This window comes from Leadbettera azotonutricia ZAS-9, assembly GCF_000214355.1.
Taxonomy (GTDB): domain Bacteria; phylum Spirochaetota; class Spirochaetia; order Treponematales; family Breznakiellaceae; genus Leadbettera; species Leadbettera azotonutricia.
Window position 1 is genome coordinate 32525 of the sequence record NC_015577.1, and the last position, 18327, is coordinate 50851.

Annotated in this window: 16 protein-coding genes; 5 read left to right on the forward strand and 11 right to left on the reverse strand. The window is 51.3% G+C overall.

All coding sequences use genetic code 11. The annotated features are described in order from the left end of the window. Positions 1-133 precede the first annotated feature (133 nt). From TREAZ_RS00145 to TREAZ_RS00160, 4 genes are all read left to right on the forward strand, one after another. On the forward strand, positions 134-532 hold the full coding sequence (locus TREAZ_RS00145) for a response regulator (protein ID WP_015709745.1): 399 nt from the start codon (positions 134-136) through the stop codon (positions 530-532). 134 nt (positions 533-666) lie between these two features. Then, complete coding sequence (locus tag TREAZ_RS00150) at positions 667-1761, forward strand: substrate-binding domain-containing protein (RefSeq protein WP_015709746.1); 1095 nt, start codon at positions 667-669, stop codon at positions 1759-1761. A 71-nt stretch (positions 1762-1832) separates the two neighbouring features. Further along, the gene (locus tag TREAZ_RS00155) at positions 1833-3368 is read left to right on the forward strand and encodes a sugar ABC transporter ATP-binding protein (protein ID WP_015709747.1); all 1536 of its coding nucleotides are present in this window, start codon (positions 1833-1835) and stop codon (positions 3366-3368) included. Next, positions 3365-4366, forward strand: a complete 1002-nt coding sequence (locus TREAZ_RS00160) for an ABC transporter permease (RefSeq protein ID WP_015709748.1) — start codon at positions 3365-3367, stop codon at positions 4364-4366. The genes TREAZ_RS00155 and TREAZ_RS00160 overlap by 4 nt, the downstream gene beginning before the upstream one ends. Here the strand turns inward: TREAZ_RS00160 and TREAZ_RS00165 are convergent, their stop codons facing one another. From TREAZ_RS00165 to TREAZ_RS00215, 11 genes are all read right to left on the reverse strand, one after another. Next, on the reverse strand, positions 4367-5878 hold the full coding sequence (locus tag TREAZ_RS00165) for a CoA-acylating methylmalonate-semialdehyde dehydrogenase (protein ID WP_015709749.1): 1512 nt from the start codon (positions 5876-5878) through the stop codon (positions 4367-4369). Further along, positions 5875-6651, reverse strand: a complete 777-nt coding sequence (locus tag TREAZ_RS00170) for a 5-deoxy-glucuronate isomerase (RefSeq protein ID WP_043922600.1) — start codon at positions 6649-6651, stop codon at positions 5875-5877. The genes TREAZ_RS00165 and TREAZ_RS00170 overlap by 4 nt, the downstream gene beginning before the upstream one ends. A 12-nt stretch (positions 6652-6663) precedes the next feature. Continuing rightward, positions 6664-7758, reverse strand: coding sequence for a transaldolase family protein (locus tag TREAZ_RS00175; protein ID WP_015709750.1), 1095 nt, complete (start codon positions 7756-7758; stop codon positions 6664-6666). A gap of 53 nt (positions 7759-7811) precedes the next feature. Then, positions 7812-9506, reverse strand: a complete 1695-nt coding sequence (locus TREAZ_RS00180; RefSeq protein WP_015709751.1) for a sensor histidine kinase — start codon at positions 9504-9506, stop codon at positions 7812-7814. Further along, complete coding sequence (locus tag TREAZ_RS00185) at positions 9503-10198, reverse strand: response regulator transcription factor (RefSeq protein ID WP_015709752.1); 696 nt, start codon at positions 10196-10198, stop codon at positions 9503-9505. The genes TREAZ_RS00180 and TREAZ_RS00185 overlap by 4 nt, the downstream gene beginning before the upstream one ends. Further along, the gene (gene phoU / locus TREAZ_RS00190) at positions 10195-10851 is read right to left on the reverse strand and encodes a phosphate signaling complex protein PhoU (protein WP_015709753.1); all 657 of its coding nucleotides are present in this window, start codon (positions 10849-10851) and stop codon (positions 10195-10197) included. Before phoU ends, TREAZ_RS00185 begins: the two co-directional genes overlap by 4 nt. Continuing rightward, entirely contained in the window at positions 10851-11609 is a 759-nt protein-coding gene (pstB, locus tag TREAZ_RS00195) for a phosphate ABC transporter ATP-binding protein PstB (RefSeq protein ID WP_015709754.1), read from the reverse strand. The genes phoU and pstB overlap by 1 nt, the downstream gene beginning before the upstream one ends. Next, a complete protein-coding gene (pstA, locus tag TREAZ_RS00200) occupies positions 11606-12454 on the reverse strand; it encodes a phosphate ABC transporter permease PstA (protein WP_015709755.1) in 849 nt (282 codons plus the stop codon). Before pstA ends, pstB begins: the two co-directional genes overlap by 4 nt. Beyond that, positions 12451-13275 carry a phosphate ABC transporter permease subunit PstC gene (pstC, locus tag TREAZ_RS00205; RefSeq protein WP_245535066.1) on the reverse strand — a complete coding sequence of 275 codons (825 nt, stop codon included), beginning with the start codon at positions 13273-13275 and terminating at the stop codon, positions 12451-12453. Before pstC ends, pstA begins: the two co-directional genes overlap by 4 nt. 64 nt (positions 13276-13339) lie before the next feature. Next, a complete protein-coding gene (locus tag TREAZ_RS00210; RefSeq protein WP_015709757.1) occupies positions 13340-14191 on the reverse strand; it encodes a substrate-binding domain-containing protein in 852 nt (283 codons plus the stop codon). Positions 14192-14288: 97 nt separating this feature from the next. After that, a complete protein-coding gene (locus TREAZ_RS00215; RefSeq protein ID WP_043922604.1) occupies positions 14289-15032 on the reverse strand; it encodes an early set domain-containing protein in 744 nt (247 codons plus the stop codon). Positions 15033-15074: 42 nt separating this feature from the next. On the opposite strand from TREAZ_RS00215, the gene flcA reads away from it, so the two are divergent. Then, positions 15075-18302 carry a periplasmic flagellar collar protein FlcA gene (gene flcA / locus TREAZ_RS00220; RefSeq protein ID WP_043922607.1) on the forward strand — a complete coding sequence of 1076 codons (3228 nt, stop codon included), beginning with the start codon at positions 15075-15077 and terminating at the stop codon, positions 18300-18302. The last annotated feature ends 25 nt before the right edge of the window (positions 18303-18327 follow it).

Below are 18327 nucleotides of genomic sequence, written 5' to 3' on the forward strand. Positions count from 1 at the left end.
CGTCTAACAAAGTCCTGAAAAGGTCCTGATTTCCTCTTTTTCTCCCTCCTTCCGTCCTCCGTGTTGCTTGATTGACAAGTTTGACTATCCGCTTTAGTCTGATCGACAGCTTGCGGGATAAGGATAAAATGAAATGGCTGATAAAAAGATAGTTGTTGCCATTGATGATTCAACAGAGGAATTGATGGTCCTTAATAATATATTGAGTAAGCTCTATGATTTACGGGTTTGTAAATCTGCTGTGGATGGACTCAAATTGTTAGGCACTATTAACGTGGATATCATTTTATTGGATATTGAGATGCCTGAAATGTCCGGTTTCGAGTTTCTTCATCAAATCAAGAAAATTCCCAGGTTGATGGCCACACCGGTGATTGTGATTTCAGGCCATAGCACTGAGGACTTTATTTCCCATGCCCTTAGCCAGGGAGCAAGCGAAATGCTCTCCAAACCCGTTAAATCCGAAGTTTTATTGGAAACCGTAAAAGAACTTCTTGAGCATCCCAGGAAAGGCGGCATTTTCGATTTATAGGGATAGATTGCGTTGCGCTCTCCTGTTCCGCCTCTATAAGCTGATTTATTTCTCAAAAACTACTTTACGATTCCCCAAAAAGGTTGTATACTATAGTACAATACCTTAACTTAAGGTAACAGGAAGGAGAAACTATGAAGAAACTTGCATTGGTTCTGGCTGCACTTATTGCCCTTGGGGGCATGGCGTTCGCTTCGGGCGGCGGGCAGTCCAGCGGAGGCGGGAGCAGCAGCGGACAGGTACAGATCGCCCTGCTCATGAGGAACATCGACGAACAGTTCCTTAAGGATTATTCAGAGAGTGTCAGGAAGCTGGCGGCCGAGAAGAATGTGGCCCTCAACGTACAGGATGCCAGGAGCGACGGGGCGACTCAGCTTACCCAGCTCCAGACCCTGCTCAACCAGGGGTACAAGTATTTCGTGATCGTTCCCTGCGTTTCCGAGCTTTCGGAGCAGATGAACCAGCTTATCCAGGCAAAGGGCGGGGCGGCTGCCTATTCCAATATCCAGCCCACTGTGGATGCCCTCAAGGTCGGGAAGAACTTCTTTTTTGCCTCTTCCCCCGAATTCGTGGGCGGAAGGTATCAGGGCCAGCTCATTGCGGACTATTTTGACAAGAACCCCGGCAAGGCGCCGGGCAAAGCCGTTAATATGCTCCTCATTTTGGGGCAGCTCGGCCATCCCGCTCAGGTTAACCGGGAAGCGGGTCTCTTGGCTGAACTCAAGACCAGGGGTTACACGGTCAATATCATTGCCCGCGATACTGCCAACTGGACTCCCGACCAGTCACAGCAGAAAATGGACGCCTGGATTGCGGCTTACCGCGGCAAGTTCAATGTCGTGGCTGCCCAGAACGACGGCATGGCCCTCGGCGCTGTTGAGTCCCTCATCCAGAACGGCTTTACCAAGAGCGATTCCTCTGATGGCACCACCCTGACGGTTCCTGTACTCGGCATTGACGCCACCCAGGACGCCATCAACTCCATGAAAGAGAACAAGCTGTACGCCACAGTTCTCCAGGATGCAGTAGGCCAGTCGGCTTCTGCCTTCGATGTGGTTTATCAGATCGCTTCCGGTACCTACAAGGCCGGCAACGCCGCAGGCGGAACTCCTGCCGCCACCACCCCCATTGATGAAGCCCCGGCCAATGACGCCTCCATCATCGGGCAGTGTTATCTCGTACCCTTTGTGCCGGTAGACAAGAATTCCACTTACTACAAGACTCACTAATCGTACATCGCCTTAGCTTATAAAGGCCGATTCCCGGGAAACCGGGACGGCCTTTGTATTTTGGAGTTATAATGGAAGAATCAAAGCCCGTCCTTGAAATGCTGGGAGTGACCAAACAGTTCCCCGGGGTTTTGGCCCTGGACGATGTGAGTTTTACGGTTATGCCTGGGACGGTTCATGCCCTGATGGGTGAAAACGGCGCTGGCAAATCGACTCTCATGAAATGCCTTTTCGGCATTTACAAGATGGATGCAGGCAGGATGGTTCTTAAAGGCCGGGACTGTCGCTTTAACAGTGCCGCAGACGCCATGAATGCCGGCGTATCCATGATACATCAGGAGCTTTCCAATGTTCCGGAACGTTCGGTGGCGCAGAATCTCTGGCTCGGCAGGGAACCTCTCAACGTCATTCATCTTATCGATCATAAAAAAATGCTCCAGGATACCAAGGCTTTGCTTATGAGCCTCAACTACGAGTTTGATCCTGCGGCGCGTATGTCGAGCCTTTCCATCAGCCAGCAGCAAGGCTGCGAAATTGCCAGGGCGGTTTCTTACAATGCCTCAATCGTGGTGATGGACGAGCCTACTTCATCTTTAACTGAAAACGAAGTTGCCCACCTTTTCGATATCATCAGGGATCTCAAATCCAGGGGCGTGGCGATTATTTATATTTCCCACAAGATGGAAGAAATCTTCCAGATTGCCGATTCGGTAACGGTCATGCGCGACGGCCGCACTATTGGCACCTATCCCATTGGGGAACTTAGCAGCGATAAGCTTATTTCCCTCATGGTGGGCCGCGACACGACCCACCGTTTCCCCCCTGTGGAAAGCGTCATCGGGGATGTGTGCCTGGAGGTGAAAAATCTCACCGCTTCCAATCCCCGGTCTTTCAAAAACATCAGCTTTGAACTCCGCAAGGGCGAGATACTCGGTTTTGGCGGCCTTGTAGGCGCCCAGCGTACCGAGCTTGTGGAGGCCATCTTCGGCGTAAGGACGGTCGCTTCCGGCGAGGTGTTGATCAACGGCAAAGCCTTAAAAAAGCTTACCCCAAAAAACGCGATTAAAGCGGGCATCGGCCTTATTACCGAAGACCGCCGCAATACGGGTATATTCCCCCTTTTGGATGTGACGGTTAATACGACAGTTCCTTCATTGGGCAATTATCAAACTAAAATCGGCCTTTTGGATCACAAGAGGCTGACCGAGGCCGCAAGGATACAGAACGAACAGCTCAGAACCAAGACGCCTTCCATGTCGGCTATGGTACAGAATCTGTCCGGGGGAAATCAGCAAAAGGTGATCCTGAGCCGCTGGCTTATGACCCTGCCCGACATTCTTATTATGGATGAACCTACACGGGGTATCGACGTAGGGGCCAAATATGAAATCTACACGATCATGGCGGAACTTGTGAAACAGGGGAAGGCTATTATCATGGTATCCAGTGAAATGCCCGAGCTTATCGGCATGAGTCACCGGGTGCTGGTGCTCTGCGCAGGGCGGCTCACGGGCGCTCTCAAGAAAGAAGAAGCTACACAGGAAGCAATTATGCGTTTTGCTACACAGTTTGCAAAAGGAACCGACAGTTCCCAGGAGTCAGCATGAAAGACACAAGAGATTTGAAACTTAAACAAATGATGAGCAAGTATACTACCTTTGTAACCTTTGTGGTGCTGCTCTTTGTTTTGGCGGTTCTCACCAGAGGGCGTGCCCTCACCTGGGATTCAATTAAAACCCTTATCATCGCCGAGGCGGTGCGGGCTTTTGCTTCCCTTGGAGTTGGGATGATCATTATTACCAAAGGTATTGATCTTTCCATCGGCTATGTGGTGTGCCTTACCGCATCGGTGGCGGCCTCCTTCGCCCAGATTCCCACCTACGAGACTGCCCTTTACTACGGACATTCTTTCCCCCTCTTTATGCCTATATTGATGGGCCTTGTGGCGGGCGGCCTCTTCGGCCTTTTTAACGGGGTGCTGGTAGCGTACGGAAAGCTGCCGCCTTTTATCGCAACTTTAGGCACCATGTCCATTGCACGGGGTATTCAGCTTATTTACACTAAAGCTGCTATTGTGAGTTCCCTTACCCCCAAGTTCAAGGCCATTGCGCAGAATTCATTCGGGCCTTCGTTTTTTCAGATTCCCTATCTCGCGGTATATGTAGTAGTCATTGCTTTTATTGTCTGGGTGCTTCTCAGGCATACCAAGCAGGGCACGAACTTTTACGCCATAGGCGGCAATGCCCAGGCTGCGCGGGTGTCGGGTATCAATGTGGAGAAGGACCTCGTCTGCGTGTATTTTTACGCGGGGCTTCTCTACGGCTGCGCGGGAGTGCTTCTTGCGAGCCGCCTCGCATTGGCCAATGCCCTCACCGCCAACGGCATGGAACTGGACGCAATCGCGGCAGTAACCGTGGGCGGCGTTTCACAGAATGGCGGCGTCGGAACTGTGGGCGGCATGATCATCGGTATCTTCACCATGGGTCTCATCAACTACGGCATGAGCTTTTTGGCGATAGATTCGTACTATCAGTACCTCGTTAAGGGCGCCATTATCATCGTGGCTGTATTCTTCGATATGAAGAAGTACGCCAAAAGGGCGTAATCAGCCCCCGACAGAACCATCCCAGGTATCGACTTTCTTGTTTGCCGATTCTTCGGTGAACCAGGTTGAGGTGACCACCTTGCTCTCGGTGAAGAAACGGATTCCGTCTTTGCCGAGGCAGTGAAGGTCGCCGAAGAATGATTGCTTGTGGCCCGAGAAGGGGAACATGCCCACCGGTACGGGGATGCCCACGTTGACGCCTACCATGCCGCCGTCTATCTCCAGGGAGAAGTTGCGGGCATGGTAGCCTGAACTTGTGTAGATCACCGCTCCGTTGGCAAAGGGGTTGCCGTTGATGACCTTGACGCCTTCTTCAAAGGATTTTACTTTTTTGACGCAGAGTACAGGGCCGAATATTTCGTCCCGGCCTATGCTCATGTCTTCGGTAACATTGGTGAAGATCGTGGGACCTAAGTAAAAGCCCTTTTCGAAACCCGGAACTTTTATTCCTCTTCCGTCAAGAACAAGTTTTGCGCCTTCCTTGATCCCTTTTTCGATCCAGCCTGTAACGCGATCATAATGGGCCTTGTTGACCACAGGACCGAGCTGGGATGCTTTATCATAGGCGCAGCCGACTTTAAGGGTTTTGGCCTGGGCGATTAACAGTTCTACTAACTTGTCATGAATATTTTCGTGAGCCGCAACAACGGGCAGGGCCATACAGCGTTCGCCTGCGCAGCCGAAAGCTGAATTGATGATACCTGCGGCACTTCTGTCAAGGACAGCGTCATCCATGACAAGGGCATGGTTCTTGGCTTCAGTCTGGGCCTGTACCCGTTTGCCGTTGGCCGCGGCTTTGGAATAAACCTGGAGACCCACGGAAGTAGTGCCCACAAAACAAATCCCCTTGATGACGGGGTTTGTGAGCAGAAGATCCGCAACATTCCTGTCGGTGGTGATAACACTTACAACGCCCGCCGGGAGGCCCGCTTCCTGCAGAAGTTCAAGGAGCCTGATGCTGGTCATGGGGGTAGAGCTGGATGATTTTAAAACGATGCAGTTTCCTGCGGCGATACAGAGGGGGGCCATCCAGCCGAAGGGTATCATGCCGGGGAAGTTGAAGGGCACTATGCCGCCGAACACGCCGATGGGTTCACGGTACAGAACCGAGTCATAGCCTGTGCTGGTGTTCATGAGGGATTCTCCCTGCATGAGGGTAGCGGCGCCGCAGGCCAATTCCACAGGTTCTTTTACCTTGAGTATGTCGCCTTCGGCTTCGCTCCAGACCTTGCCGTTTTCGCGGGCCACAATTTTGGTGAGTTCTTCCATGTGTTCGACCACAAGATCCCTGAACTTGAAAAGGATCTGAGTGCGCCGTATTACGGGTGTTTTTGACCAGCTTTTATAGGCCGCTGCTGCTGCGTCAATGGTTGCCTGAAGTTCTTCCTGAGTACAGCAGGGGGCCTGGGCAATTACTTCCCCGGTACTCGGATCGTACACGTCCATCCATTTACCGGTTTTTGAATCAACCCACATTCCGTTGCAGCAATATTTTAATTTCGTTACGCTCATTTCTTTTCCTCCAAAATCCATTTGTATTCCGGAACATCCGGTGTTTTGCTTCTTTGCCAGGGGTTGCCGTCAAGGTGCCGTATACCCCATACAGTCAGCATGGGAAAACCCGGGGCTGTCACCTGGGGGTGGCTCATGTCGGGGCCAATTAATAGCAGACTGTTATTTTTAAGCTTGTACACATTTTCGCCCACAAAGCCTGCGCCGAAACCTTCGGGCCTGTGGAATCTGAAAAAGTAAATCTCCGGCTGGGGATGGGTGTGGGGTATATAGCCCGACCATCGTCCCGGAAGGCTTAAGACCTCTCCAAGCACCATATTTGAATAAGGCGCATGCTCAAAATCGAAGAGGGTACGCACAATGCGGTGCATGGTATCGTCCAGAATATCTTTGCCTGTATGATTCACCATATTGTCTTCGGGTTTGTAAAACACCGGGGTAAAGTCTTTTGCGTTTAAAGCTTTTTGTATGTAGATCTCGCAGCCTGATTTAGTAGTAATAGTAACTTTTATATTGCGGGGAATGTGAAGGCAGTGGGGACATTCATCAATAAAGGAAGATCTTTTGCCTGTTTTTGTTTCGCCCTTGTACGAAAAAACAACTTCGCCGTCCAGAAGGAGCAGGGCAGTTTCTTTATCCGGTTCCAGAAGTTCAAAACTTCCGCCCTGGGGCAGCTTTAATAGGCCCATATCCATCTGCATAAGTTTGCCGCTGCCTTCCATGGTAATAATGCCGTTATAACCGGAATTCACTTTATCAGTATAAATAATCATAATTCCTCCAGCCTATTCGCCTTTAACATCAGGATCGGTGATCATGATGCCCCGAATTACGCCGAGGAGATCCGTATAGCCTGCAATAAATGAACGCAGGGTCCGCCTTGTAGCGCCAAAATATTCAAACTCTTCGGGCTTCATGCCTTTTTCGTCATAGGCCCTGTGGAAATCGGGAAACTTCTTTTCAAGCTCATGAATGATTTTCGGGTCCACCGGATCGTCGATACGGTTTTTTACCTCCACATCGGAACTGTTAAACCGTTTCTGCCAGTCGCAGGTGATGGTCATGGCCATTTCACCGCCAATAAATTCCGACCAGTGGAAGTGGTTGCGGTAAGCTGCGTTAAGCACCCTGGCGCGGTAGCCCCGTTCTTTGTAAAGCGTGTAAGCCCTTTTTGCAGCCGCAACCCCGGCCCATTCAAGGTAAGCAGGATCAGTCACAATGCCCTTCTTGTTGGCCACGACCTTGAGCCAGTCGTCGAGGCGGCCGACCATCAGGGTACACACGGGGCTCATGGAGGAAACATCCTTGCCTTCTTTTTCGCGGCGCTTGAGTCCCCGTTCAACCGCTTCGGCAACTGCCACATATTGGGGTACTGTAAAAGATACTGTGGCGTTGACGCTAATACCCCGGTAGCTGAGTTCTTCCACTGCCTCTATGCCGGCTTTGGTCGCGGGCAGCTTGATATTGTTGTTGGGGTAGAGGGTGTTGAAGTGCACCGCCTGTTCCACCATAGCCTGGGGGTTGCGGTAGTTCTGCGCATTAGTCTGAATGGAAATGCGCCCATTGTGGCCCTTGCTCTTTTCGTAGAGGGGAAGGAGGAGTTTTGAGGCTTTCACGGTAATTTCTTCCATTATGCGCCAAGCGATGAACTCTTCGGAAGCTGTAGGGTTTTGTTCGTAAATTTCCACAATTCTGGGCTTCCAGGCATCAAGTTCTTTTTTGAGTACCTCGCCTACGATTAGGGGATTGCTTGTTCCGCCCACAGCGCCGTTTTCCATAGCATAGGTAAGTTCGCTGACTGAACAAGAATCGTTCCAGAATTCAGTGGGGCTTGTCAGGGTCATGGTATGAAGGGGGCTTTTCCCTTTTATGTCATTCATATATCCTCCGGAATATTTTTATGGTATCAGAACTGCCCCAGTATACAATAATTTTACTGCATCGGAAAGCGCAGGGTTATGATGGTTCCTTTCTGGCTGCTTTCAACCGCTATTTTTGCTTTGTGCAGCAGCGCGCCATGTTTTACAATGGAAAGCCCGAGTCCTGTGCCGCCCGCGCTGTTTCTGCTTTTATCCCCCCTATAGAAACGCTCAAAAATGCGTTCCTGCTCATCGGGAGCTATGCCAATGCCCGTGTCAGACACCGAGAGGAGGGCTGTTTTTCCCTGCGGAAAATTATGGCCATTTTCAATGGCAGTTTTTACAATGACCGCCCCATTTTCTTTGTTGTATTTGATGCCATTATCCAAAAGATTGAAGATCATTTCTTCCAGTACTTTTGGTATGCCTTCGATTTCAATACTCTCACCCTCAATGCCTATTTTGATATTTTTCATCCTGGCGGCAGGAGTAATACGTTCAATGCCTGTGAGGGCAATGTTGAAAAGGTCGATCTTTTCCCGCTTGAGGCCGGATCCCCCTTCGTCAAGGCGTGAAAGCTCCATGATGTCGTTAATCAGATTGAGGAGCCTTTGGGCTTCTTTGTATATCTGCGCGCCGAAACCCCGGCAGTCCTCAGGTTTTGCAAGGCCGTTGGAGATAATTTCGCCATAACCCGAGATGACCGTGAGAGGAGTTTTAAGTTCATGGCTTACATTGGCAGAAAATTCACGGCGCAATTTTTCCCTGTCCACGATTTCGGTAATATCGAGAAGCATGATCACTGCGCCTTGTATGGGATTAGCGGGAGAGTCGTTTTCTCTCACCGGATTGGCCAGGAGGCGTATATGGCGGTCGCCGGTTTCCAACAGGGTTTCTGAAGGATTCCCCTCAAGACAGGATTCTATGGCTTTGCGGAAAGGCTCATCCCGGCGAAGATGAAACACGTTAAGGTTTTGATTTTGCTGATTTGAATGAACCCCCAGTAGATTGAGAGCGCTTTTGTTCTCTGAAAGTATATGGCCTTCCCTGTCCAGTATAAGGAGGCCCTCACCCATATTGCCGGTAATAGCCTGGAATTCAAGCTGCCGTTTTTTCAGTTCATTCATTTTATCAGTAATAGTGTCATTTTGTTTTTTAATCCTGTAAAGGAAAGGGCTTAATTCTTCGTAAATGGTATTATTTTCAGGATATTCAAGATTGAATTTATTGATGGGATCAACGATGCGTTTAGTGATTTTCGCGGCAGAGATAAGACTTATGCTAAAAGCCAGAATCGCTATGAGCAGGGTGTATGGCAGTATCTTTAATCCTGAAGACATAATGCTGTCGGTTGTTACCGCGATGCGGAGTATATTGCCATCCTTAAGGCGTATAGCCCGGTAATAGGTTTGTTTTCCTATGGTATTGGAATACCTCGTAATTTCACCAATGCCGCCTGAATTAATGGCCGTCTGTATTTCAGGCCTGTTGAGGTGATTATCCATGGAGGCCGCATCCTGAGTGTTGTCGAAGAGTACTGTACCGTTTTTATCAACAAGGGTGAAGCGCGGGTCGGACGATTTCAATGTCTCAAGGTAGGTGATACCGCTGAGTTCCAAACCGGCACGGGCATATTCCAGCCCCATGGCGGCGTTTTTTTTCATATCCTCAGAGAATTCCCAGTATATAACAAGGTGTATAAAGAAAGCAGTAAACACAATTGAAAGACCCGAGAGTACACAGGTAAAGATAAAAATTATACGCTTCATTCTTTTTTCCCGATTTTGTACCCCAGGCCACGCACTGTTTGTATGAGATCGCCGCTAGCTTTAAGTTTGGTCCTGAGGGTGAGTATATGGGCATCCACGGTTCTGGTTTCTCCGGCATATTCGTAACCCCATACTTCCTGAAGAAGCTGATCCCTGGACAGTACCATGTCTTTGTTTTTAAGAAGGTGTACCAGAAGATCAAATTCCTTGATGGTGAGGATAATTTCTTCATTGTTGACAGTAACGGTGTGCCTTGGGATATTGATCTTTAGCCCGTCCAGGACGAATTCTTCATCGCCGCTGTTTTCCGTACCCACGCGCCTGAGCAGGGCCTTTACCCTGGCAATGAGTTCCATCATGCCGAAGGGCTTGGCAAGGTAGTCATCTGCACCGGAATCAAGGCCAAGAACTTTGTCGTATTCGCTGCCCTTTGCGGTAAGCATCATTACCGGTAGTTTTACTGTCACAGTATTATTGCGAAGGCGTTTTAGAATGGCAAGGCCGTCTTCACCGGGGAGCATAATGTCAAGGAGAACAAGGCCGGGTTTTTCCGCTTCAAGGGCTTTCCAAAATTCTTTTCCGTTGGGGAAACCTTTGGCCTTGAATCCGGAATTGTTCAGGGTATACAGCGTCAGATCCCGTATGCCCTGATCATCCTCCACGATGTATACTAGCTGTGCCGTTTCGCTCAATCGGGTATTCTCCTCGAACCGGTGATGGAATAGACCACCCATTCGGCGATGTTTACCGCATGGTCGCCTATGCGTTCAAGGTACTTCGCAATCATGAGAAAGTCGAGGCTTGTTTCGCCGTTCCCTGGGTTCTGCGCAATATAGTCTATGAGTTCCCCTTTTATTTTGATAAAGAGGCTGTCTACAATATCGTCCGAGAGTATTACGTTTTTGGCCTTGGCTAGATCCGCTTCCACAAAAGAATCAACGCTTGCCGTCAGCATACGGCTCGCTTCCCAGGCCATGTCGCCTATGTGCAGGCTGCCCACAGGATCAAGGTCCCCATGTTCGGCAATAAAGCCTGCAAGTTCGGCAATATCTTCGGCCTGATCGCCTATGCGTTCCATATCCGTGATCATGCGCTGGGCTGCAGTTATCTGCCTGAGATCCCCTGCCACAGGCTGTTCCCTGAGGAGGAGCTTTACGCAAATGGCCTCAATGTCCCGCTCTTTCATATCTATTTCTTTCTCAAGGCCTATGGCCTTTTCCCGGAGCGCAGCCTCTCCGTTAAGAAGCCCTTTGACCGCGCTTACGATGGCGTCTTCGCAGAGGGCACCCATGAGTATCAACTCGGTGTGGAGTATCTCAAGCTGTTTATGGTATTGTTCGCGCATCAGCCGAACCTCCCGGTAATGTAATCTTCGGTACGTTTGTCTTTGGGCATGGAGAAAATATCTTCGGTGGCGCCCGCTTCAACCAGTTCGCCCTTGAGAAAGAAAACCGTCCGCCTGCTGATGCGGGCCGCCTGCTGCATATTATGGGTCACTATAACTATAGTGTATTGATTTTGCAATTCCGTAACCAGATCCTCGATTTTTGCAGTGGACACAGGGTCAAGGGCGGAAGTAGGCTCGTCCATGAGGAGGACTTCCGGTTCCACGGCCAAAGCCCGCGCAATGCAGAGCCGCTGCTGCTGGCCTCCCGAAAGGGAAAGGGCGCTTTTTTTGAGCCTGTCTTTGGTTTCGTCCCACAGGGCCGCATCCTTGAGGGATTTTTCCACGAGAAGATCCAGTTTGATTTTTGACCGCACGCCGTGGGTGCGGGGGCCGAAGGCGACATTGTCATAAACGCTCATGGGGAAGGGGTTGGGCTTCTGGAAAACCATGCCTACCCGTTTCCGCAGCAGGTTGGTATCGATGGCGGCATAAATATCCTCGCCGTCAAGCAGGGCCTTTCCCGTGATCCTGCAGCCTTCGATCAGATCGTTCATGCGGTTCAGGGTTTTGAGGAAGGTTGACTTCCCGCAGCCCGAAGGCCCGATGAGGGCGGTGATTTCTTTTGCATTGATTCCAAGGTTTACATTAAGGAGGGCCTGGAAATCTCCGTAGAAAAGATTCAAATCCCGGACGGTAATTTTTTCGGTATTGTTCATGTTGATACCATCAGTTTTTTGGCGAGCATGTATGAAAGGGTATTGATGAGAGCCGCCAGGGCCAGCAGTATTACTGCCGCCGCATAAGCCTCGTTTATATGGAGCCCTTCGCTTGCAAGGCTGTAAGCGTGGACCGCAAGGGTACGTCCCGATGAAAAGAGATTTTCAGGCAACCGGGCCACTGTCCCCGCAGTAAAGATGAGGGCCGCAGTCTCGCCTATGATCCTGCCCGAGGCCAATATGATGCCGCCCAGTATACCGGGGGCAGCCGGGGGCAGCACCACGGCAAAGACTGTCCGCAAACGGCCCGCCCCAAGGCCGAAACTCCCTTCGCGGTACATATCGGGCACCGAGAGCAGGGCTTCCTCTGCAGTACGCATAATAAGGGGAAGTATCATGATTGTCAGGGTAAAACTCCCGGCAAGCAGAGAATAACCCCAGTGAAGGCGTATCACAAAGAGGAGCATGCCGAAAAGGCCGTACACAATGGAAGGAATCCCCGCCAAGGTTTCTGCCGCAAGCCGTACCGCCCGAACCAGTTTGTTTCCCCTGCCGGCATATTCGGCAAGATAAATGGCGGCGAAGATGCCGAGAGGCGCTGCAATCAAAAGTGAAAGGAAGGTCATGATCACGGTATTGATAAGCGCGGGGAGGAGCGAGGAATTCTCGCTGGTATAAACCGGGGAGAAAAGTTTTAGGCTTATGTTAGGTATGCCCTTTATCAGGATATATGCGGAGATAAAAATGATGATCAATATGGTGATACCTGCCGCCGCATAAACCAAAGAACGCAGGAACAGGGAAAAAGGTTTTGCAGGAAATCGCGCCGAGTGATGGGTTTTCACTTTTTTCCTCCCTTGTTGAGTGAAAAAAGCACATTGATGATGAGAATAAACACAAACAGTACTACCGCTGTCCCTATGAGGGCTTCGCGGTGAAGGTCGGCGGCGTAACCCATTTCGAGTACAATGTTGGCGGTCATGGTACGCACCCCCTTGAAGAGGCTTTTGGGCACAACTGCCTGATTCCCGGCCACCATGATGACCGCCATGGTCTCGCCGATGGAGCGCCCTATGCCCAGTATCACCGCCGCCATGATCCCCTGCTTTGCCGCAGGAAGCAGGGCGAAAAAGACCGCCTCCTCATGGCTTGCCCCAAGGGCGAGGGCGCCTTCGTAGTAGGTTTCGGGCACTGCCCTGATGGCCGCTTCCGAGACGCTTATTATTGTAGGAAGTATCATCATTCCCAGGAGTATAGAAGCGCTGAGTATGCTCTTTCCGCTGCCTCCTGTGAGGTAACGGATAAATGGTACTAATACTACTAATCCGAAAAATCCGTACACCACCGAAGGTATGCCAGCCAGCAGGTTTACCGCCGGGCTTAACACTGTGTGAAGACGGCGGGGGCAAAAACGGGCCATAAAGACCGCCGTGAGTATCCCTATGGGAACCCCAGTGATGATGGCCCCGGCGGTAACATAGAGGCTCCCCAAAATCATGGGGCCTATTCCGTAGAGATTGTTTGTAGGTTTCCACTGGGTTCCTGCAAGAAATTTAAAGACGCCGATTTTCCCAATTGCCGGAAATCCGTTGGCGAAAAGGAAAAGGCAGATTAACAATACGCTAAAAATTGCAGCGCAGGCCGCAATCAGGAAGATTGCGGCCATGACTTTTTCTCTTAACCAGTGGTTCATGGGTTTTGCGTATCCGCTAAGGGTACTGCTAAAGGTCTTACCATGTTTTCACGCTTCCCGTGAAGATGTCCTTTACCTGATCTTTGGACAGCCCGTCAAGGGGATTCTTGAGGTTTACTATCACTGCAATACCGTCCATGGCTATAGTCTGAGCCGTGAGGCCCTTCTCTTCTTCGCTGGACTTGAGTTCCCGCGAAGCCATTCCGATATCGCAGATGCCGCTTATAACCGCGTTCATGCCAGTGGAAGAATCGCTCTGCTGTATCTCGATGTCCAGGCCGGAATTGATTTTAAGATATGCTTCGCGGAGTTTTTCCATCACCGGGGTTACCGAGGAAGAACCCGCCACGATAACTTTGCCCGAAACTTTCCCCCCCGTAAAGGCGCCCTTATTATCCATGGGTATATAGCCGTTTTTTTCTATCACCGCCTGTCCTTCCCTGCTCATAATGAAGCTGATGAAGTCCGCGGCCTGGGAAGTGGGGCTTCCCTTAAGGGCAATAAGGAAGGGTCGGGAAATCTTGTAGCTTCCATTCAGGATATTGGCAACGCTGGCGGTAACCCCGTCTATCTTCAGGGCCTTTACGGTACTGTCGAGCGAACCCAGGGAGATATACCCGATGGCGTTTATATCTCCTGCAACCGAGGTCATCATGACTGCCGTGTTGTTGGTGATTTCCGCGCTGTCCGTGGTCATGTCAGCCTTGTTGGCGTCCAGCACATTGAAGAGTTCCGTAAAGGCACTCCTCGTACCCGAGCCGTCCTCGCGGCTTATAATCGTAATCTGTTTTTTCTGAGCCTGGCTGCCGCCTGCGGCAAAAACCGCGGGGCTCCAGAAAACGCCTGCCAAAAGGGCAGATGCCATGATAGTTCTGAAAATGCTTTTCATTTGTTTCTCCTTCCTTGATTAAAAACATAAGGGAGGAGAGTAAAATATCAATCTAAAGTTTGTAAAATTTGTGTAAAATCAAAGAGGTTCCGGAATATCAGGGAATTTTGGCGACCGAGGCAGTCATCCCCTGTTTGGTGTAAATTTTGTTGGGATTATGGGGATCCAAAAGCCGCTCCCCTCTATGGAAGAAAACATATTGATACGTTCCCGGCGGAAGGGCCAGAGTGAGGGTATAGACGCCGGGGCTTGTTTCCCTGAGTTCGTACATGAAGGGATCCCAGCCGTTAAAAGTACCGCCCACGGTGATGGTCTCCCCAGGGGCGGAATTATAGGTAAAACGGAGGCTTCCTGCGGGGGCGTCGAATGTTGAGGGCGGTTTGGCGCGGACAGGGATGGCAACCCTGGACTGGGTAAGGCCTGCCTCATCCCTCACCGCCAGGGGGTTCAGGGGGTCGGGAGTCCAGAGGCCCTCGATGACCATGCGGTAATCAAGATTCCCTATATCTTCGGGTATGGTCTGGACATGGAAAAGTATGCCCGAATCCTTGTTTGGATTGATGTTTTTCTTCTTTCCCATGGCGGCAATGACCGCAGGATCCTCGGGGATCATGAGTTTTTTGTACCAGTAGACCCTGGAATAGCCCTCAAAGGCAAAGGAAATGCCCACCCGGCGGTAGCTTGAGGGGGCGGTGAAGATGACCGTATCCTCAAAAATCACCGGAGCCCCAGGACCGGGAAGGGTCAAAAGGCGATCAATAAATTGATAAGACTCTAAATCAGCAGCCCCTATAATGCCGATAGTTAATATAAGGAGCGCCGTAGCCATTATGCTTTTCATACGATTCTTTACAATTATCGGCGGATAAACCAATATCTTAATATGCCGTCATTGAGAGACCTGGAAGAGTTTAAGTCCTCATTCAGCCATTTAGGCAGGGAAGATCAAACCAGGCTCGAGCTGGATATGCCGGCTGACGACCTCCCCCTCCCGGATCATGAGCCGGCGGTCTTGTCTGCCGACAGCGGTCCAGCCGTAAGCCAGGGCACCGGCCAGGATGCTGATGATTTTGGAGGCCTCGACGATTTCGCTCCCTTTGATGATGCCGGTACTGACAGCCCTGACGCTCCTCTAGCCGATGGCGGCGCGGACGCTTCTTTTTCAAATGCGGATAGCGGTTCCGATTTTATGGATTTTGGCGACCTGGGCGACCTTTTGGGCAGTTCAGGTCCGGATCTCAATCCGGATGATGCTGAGCCTGATTTGGGCGAATTTGATCTCGGCGAAAACGCCGCCCCCGATCCTGCCGCCGATGCCATGGGCGATTTTCTGGATACCCTCCCCAATGATCCCGGCGCCGTGGAAGAGCCATTGGATGATATTTCTGAAGATGCTGCCCCTCCTGACGAGCTGCCCGCAGATGACGACTTCAGCATGCCCGAGGATTTGCTCAACGGACTGGCTGATGATATTGAATCCGAGCGGGCCTCTGCGGATACGGGAGATTTAGGCGATTTCGGAAGCGATCTTGATTTGGAAAGCCTCCCTGATTTTGGGTCAGATGAGATAACCGCTTCTGACGAAAATACCTCCGATATTGAAATCCCCGATCTCGATGAAGATCTGGGCTCTTTCGAAGATGCTGAACCTGTTGATGATGTTCCAGCTGCCGCAGGGGCAGACGAAGAGAGCATGGATCTTTCCTTTGATGAAGGGGACGGCGGTTTTGATCTGGGCGGCGAAAGCCTCGATCTTGATACCTCAAGCATGGGCGGCGATACTTTTGATAATTTCAACCTTGACAGTGATGCGCTTAAAGCTGATTTCAATATAGGAAGCGATATCGCATCAGGGGATGCCGCCGCCAGCAGCGGGTTTGGGGACGATTTTGGCAATCTCGAGGATTTTTCCCTTCCCGGCATTGACAATGTGTTTAACGGCAGGACGCCGGGCGCAGCGCCGGGCCAGGCGGCCCCGGCCGGCACTAAAGGGGCCGTGGTCGATGAGGCCGATTTGCTGGGCGAGGTTGAAGAAATCTCCCTCACTGATGAGGATTTTGGCAAACTTCAGGATACCCTGGCCTCCTATCCCCTCAACCTCAGGATAGCCTGCGAAGAGCTCATTGCCGAGGAAGCGGTCTCCCCTGATCTCATGTCCAATTTGATAAAGCTTCTTGTCAGAGGGGCACCCGCCAAAGAGACTGCCGCGCTGGCAGGGAAGATACTGGGCCGCACCATTCCCATACCCAAAGGCTTTGAAAAAAAGACCGGCGAAGAGCTTGAAGCTGAACAGGCGAGTTTTGCCTATATCTTTGTGCATAACTTCCTTCCGGTGCTCAGGCTTTTTATGGGGATTGCCCTGGTGGCAGTATCATTGGGCTATTTGATTTGGAATTTTATCTATCTTCCCCAAAAAGCTGAATCAATTTACAAGAAAGGCTACGAGAGGATTGCTGCCGGCGAATACGGCAGGGCCAATGATCGCTTTAACGAAGCCTTCGGGATTCATCAGAAAAAAGATTGGTTCTATAAATACGCAGAAGCTTTTAGGGACGAACGGCAGTATATCTACGCCGAAGAAAAGTACGATCAGCTTCTGTATTACACCGCTTCAAAAAATAAAAGGCATATCCCTGAGAAAAAAGCGGTCCTTGATTATGCGAACCTTGAGACCAATTATCTTAGGAATTATGCCAAGGCCGACAGCCTTTTATGGCGCAATATTTTGGATTATATCCCTTATGACAGGGATGCCCTTTTGGCCCTGGGCGATAATAACCTGGCATGGGGCGAGATAGAGCCTGCCCGCTATGAGGATGCCAGGGAAGCTTATGCCAAGCTGCTGGAAAATTACGGCCGGACCGATCCGGTTTTGGAACGCATGCTGAAATATTTTATCCGCACCGACAACCTTGGCGAAGTCCTGCCTCTGCAGAATTACTTTATGTACTCAGAGAAACGGAGGATCACAGCGCCAACCCTTGCCGAACTTGGCGGTTATCTTTTGGATAAACGTACCGAAGAAGTCCGGGGCGTCCCCAATGAATACCGGGACAGCATCGGGGGCATACGCGATGTGCTCCTTCGGGCAGTGCGCAGCGATACCATGCTCCCCGAATCCTATTACCATCTGTCGCGCTATTACGAATACTACGGCAATTCAAACGATGAACGCCTTACCCTGGAACGGGCCAACGCGGCTTTTGACGCTGCCAGGGAAGAAACACCCCGCCGCCTGGCTTACCGAATTGACGCCCTCCGACGCTATGCAGGTATACTCATCAATCGCAGGGAATTCTTCCCCGCCGAAGAGCAGCTCGTCAAGGGAGTCCATCTTTACGAAGACGGCCTTTCCCGCCGTATCCTGAAATCTTCCCCTGCCTATGGCAAGTTGTATGCGGATCTGGGCGACCTTGAATATTTTGTGAAAGACGGCGACATGAGAACCGCCATCGGTTATTACCGGGATTCCGAGCGCACTGGCTATGCCCCGCCCGAAATCCTCTACCGCATGGGGGCAGCCCATTACCAGCTCCGCCAGTGGCCCGATGCGCTGAACCGTTTCTTTGCGGCCTCTTCCGAAATGCCCCTTAACCGCCGCATCCTCTATGCCCTGGGGAATGTTTCCTATCTCAGGGGCAACTACCACGCAGCCCAGGGCTACTATGACCGCCTCCTCGAAATCCTCGACGCCGACCGTTCCCGCTTCCCCCTCATTATGCCCACGGACAATGAAGAACAGCTTGAGCTTGCCGAACGCCTCATGGTCGCCCAAAACAACATGGGCGTAACCCTGGAAGCCCTTACCGAACGCACCGGCTCCAACAGTTACCGTTCCCGCGCCCAGGGCCTCTATTCCGACTCCGAACGCGCCTGGGACGTGATGACCCGCAACCCCCTCAGCATGGTCCGCATGCGCCCCTCCCCCGAAATCACCGCCCCCGGCGTTAACCCAGCCTACCTCAACGTCCAGAACAGCCTCCACCCCGTGCCCGACTACGAACCCCAATTCTTCCTCCGCATAGACAAAGACGTCCTCGAACCCTCCCCCTGGGAAGGCCTTGCCCCCCCTGCTTTCCATCTGTCCGAAGGCCTCTCCTCGGGACGATGACCCCCGCAAGGGCCGGCAGGCCAAG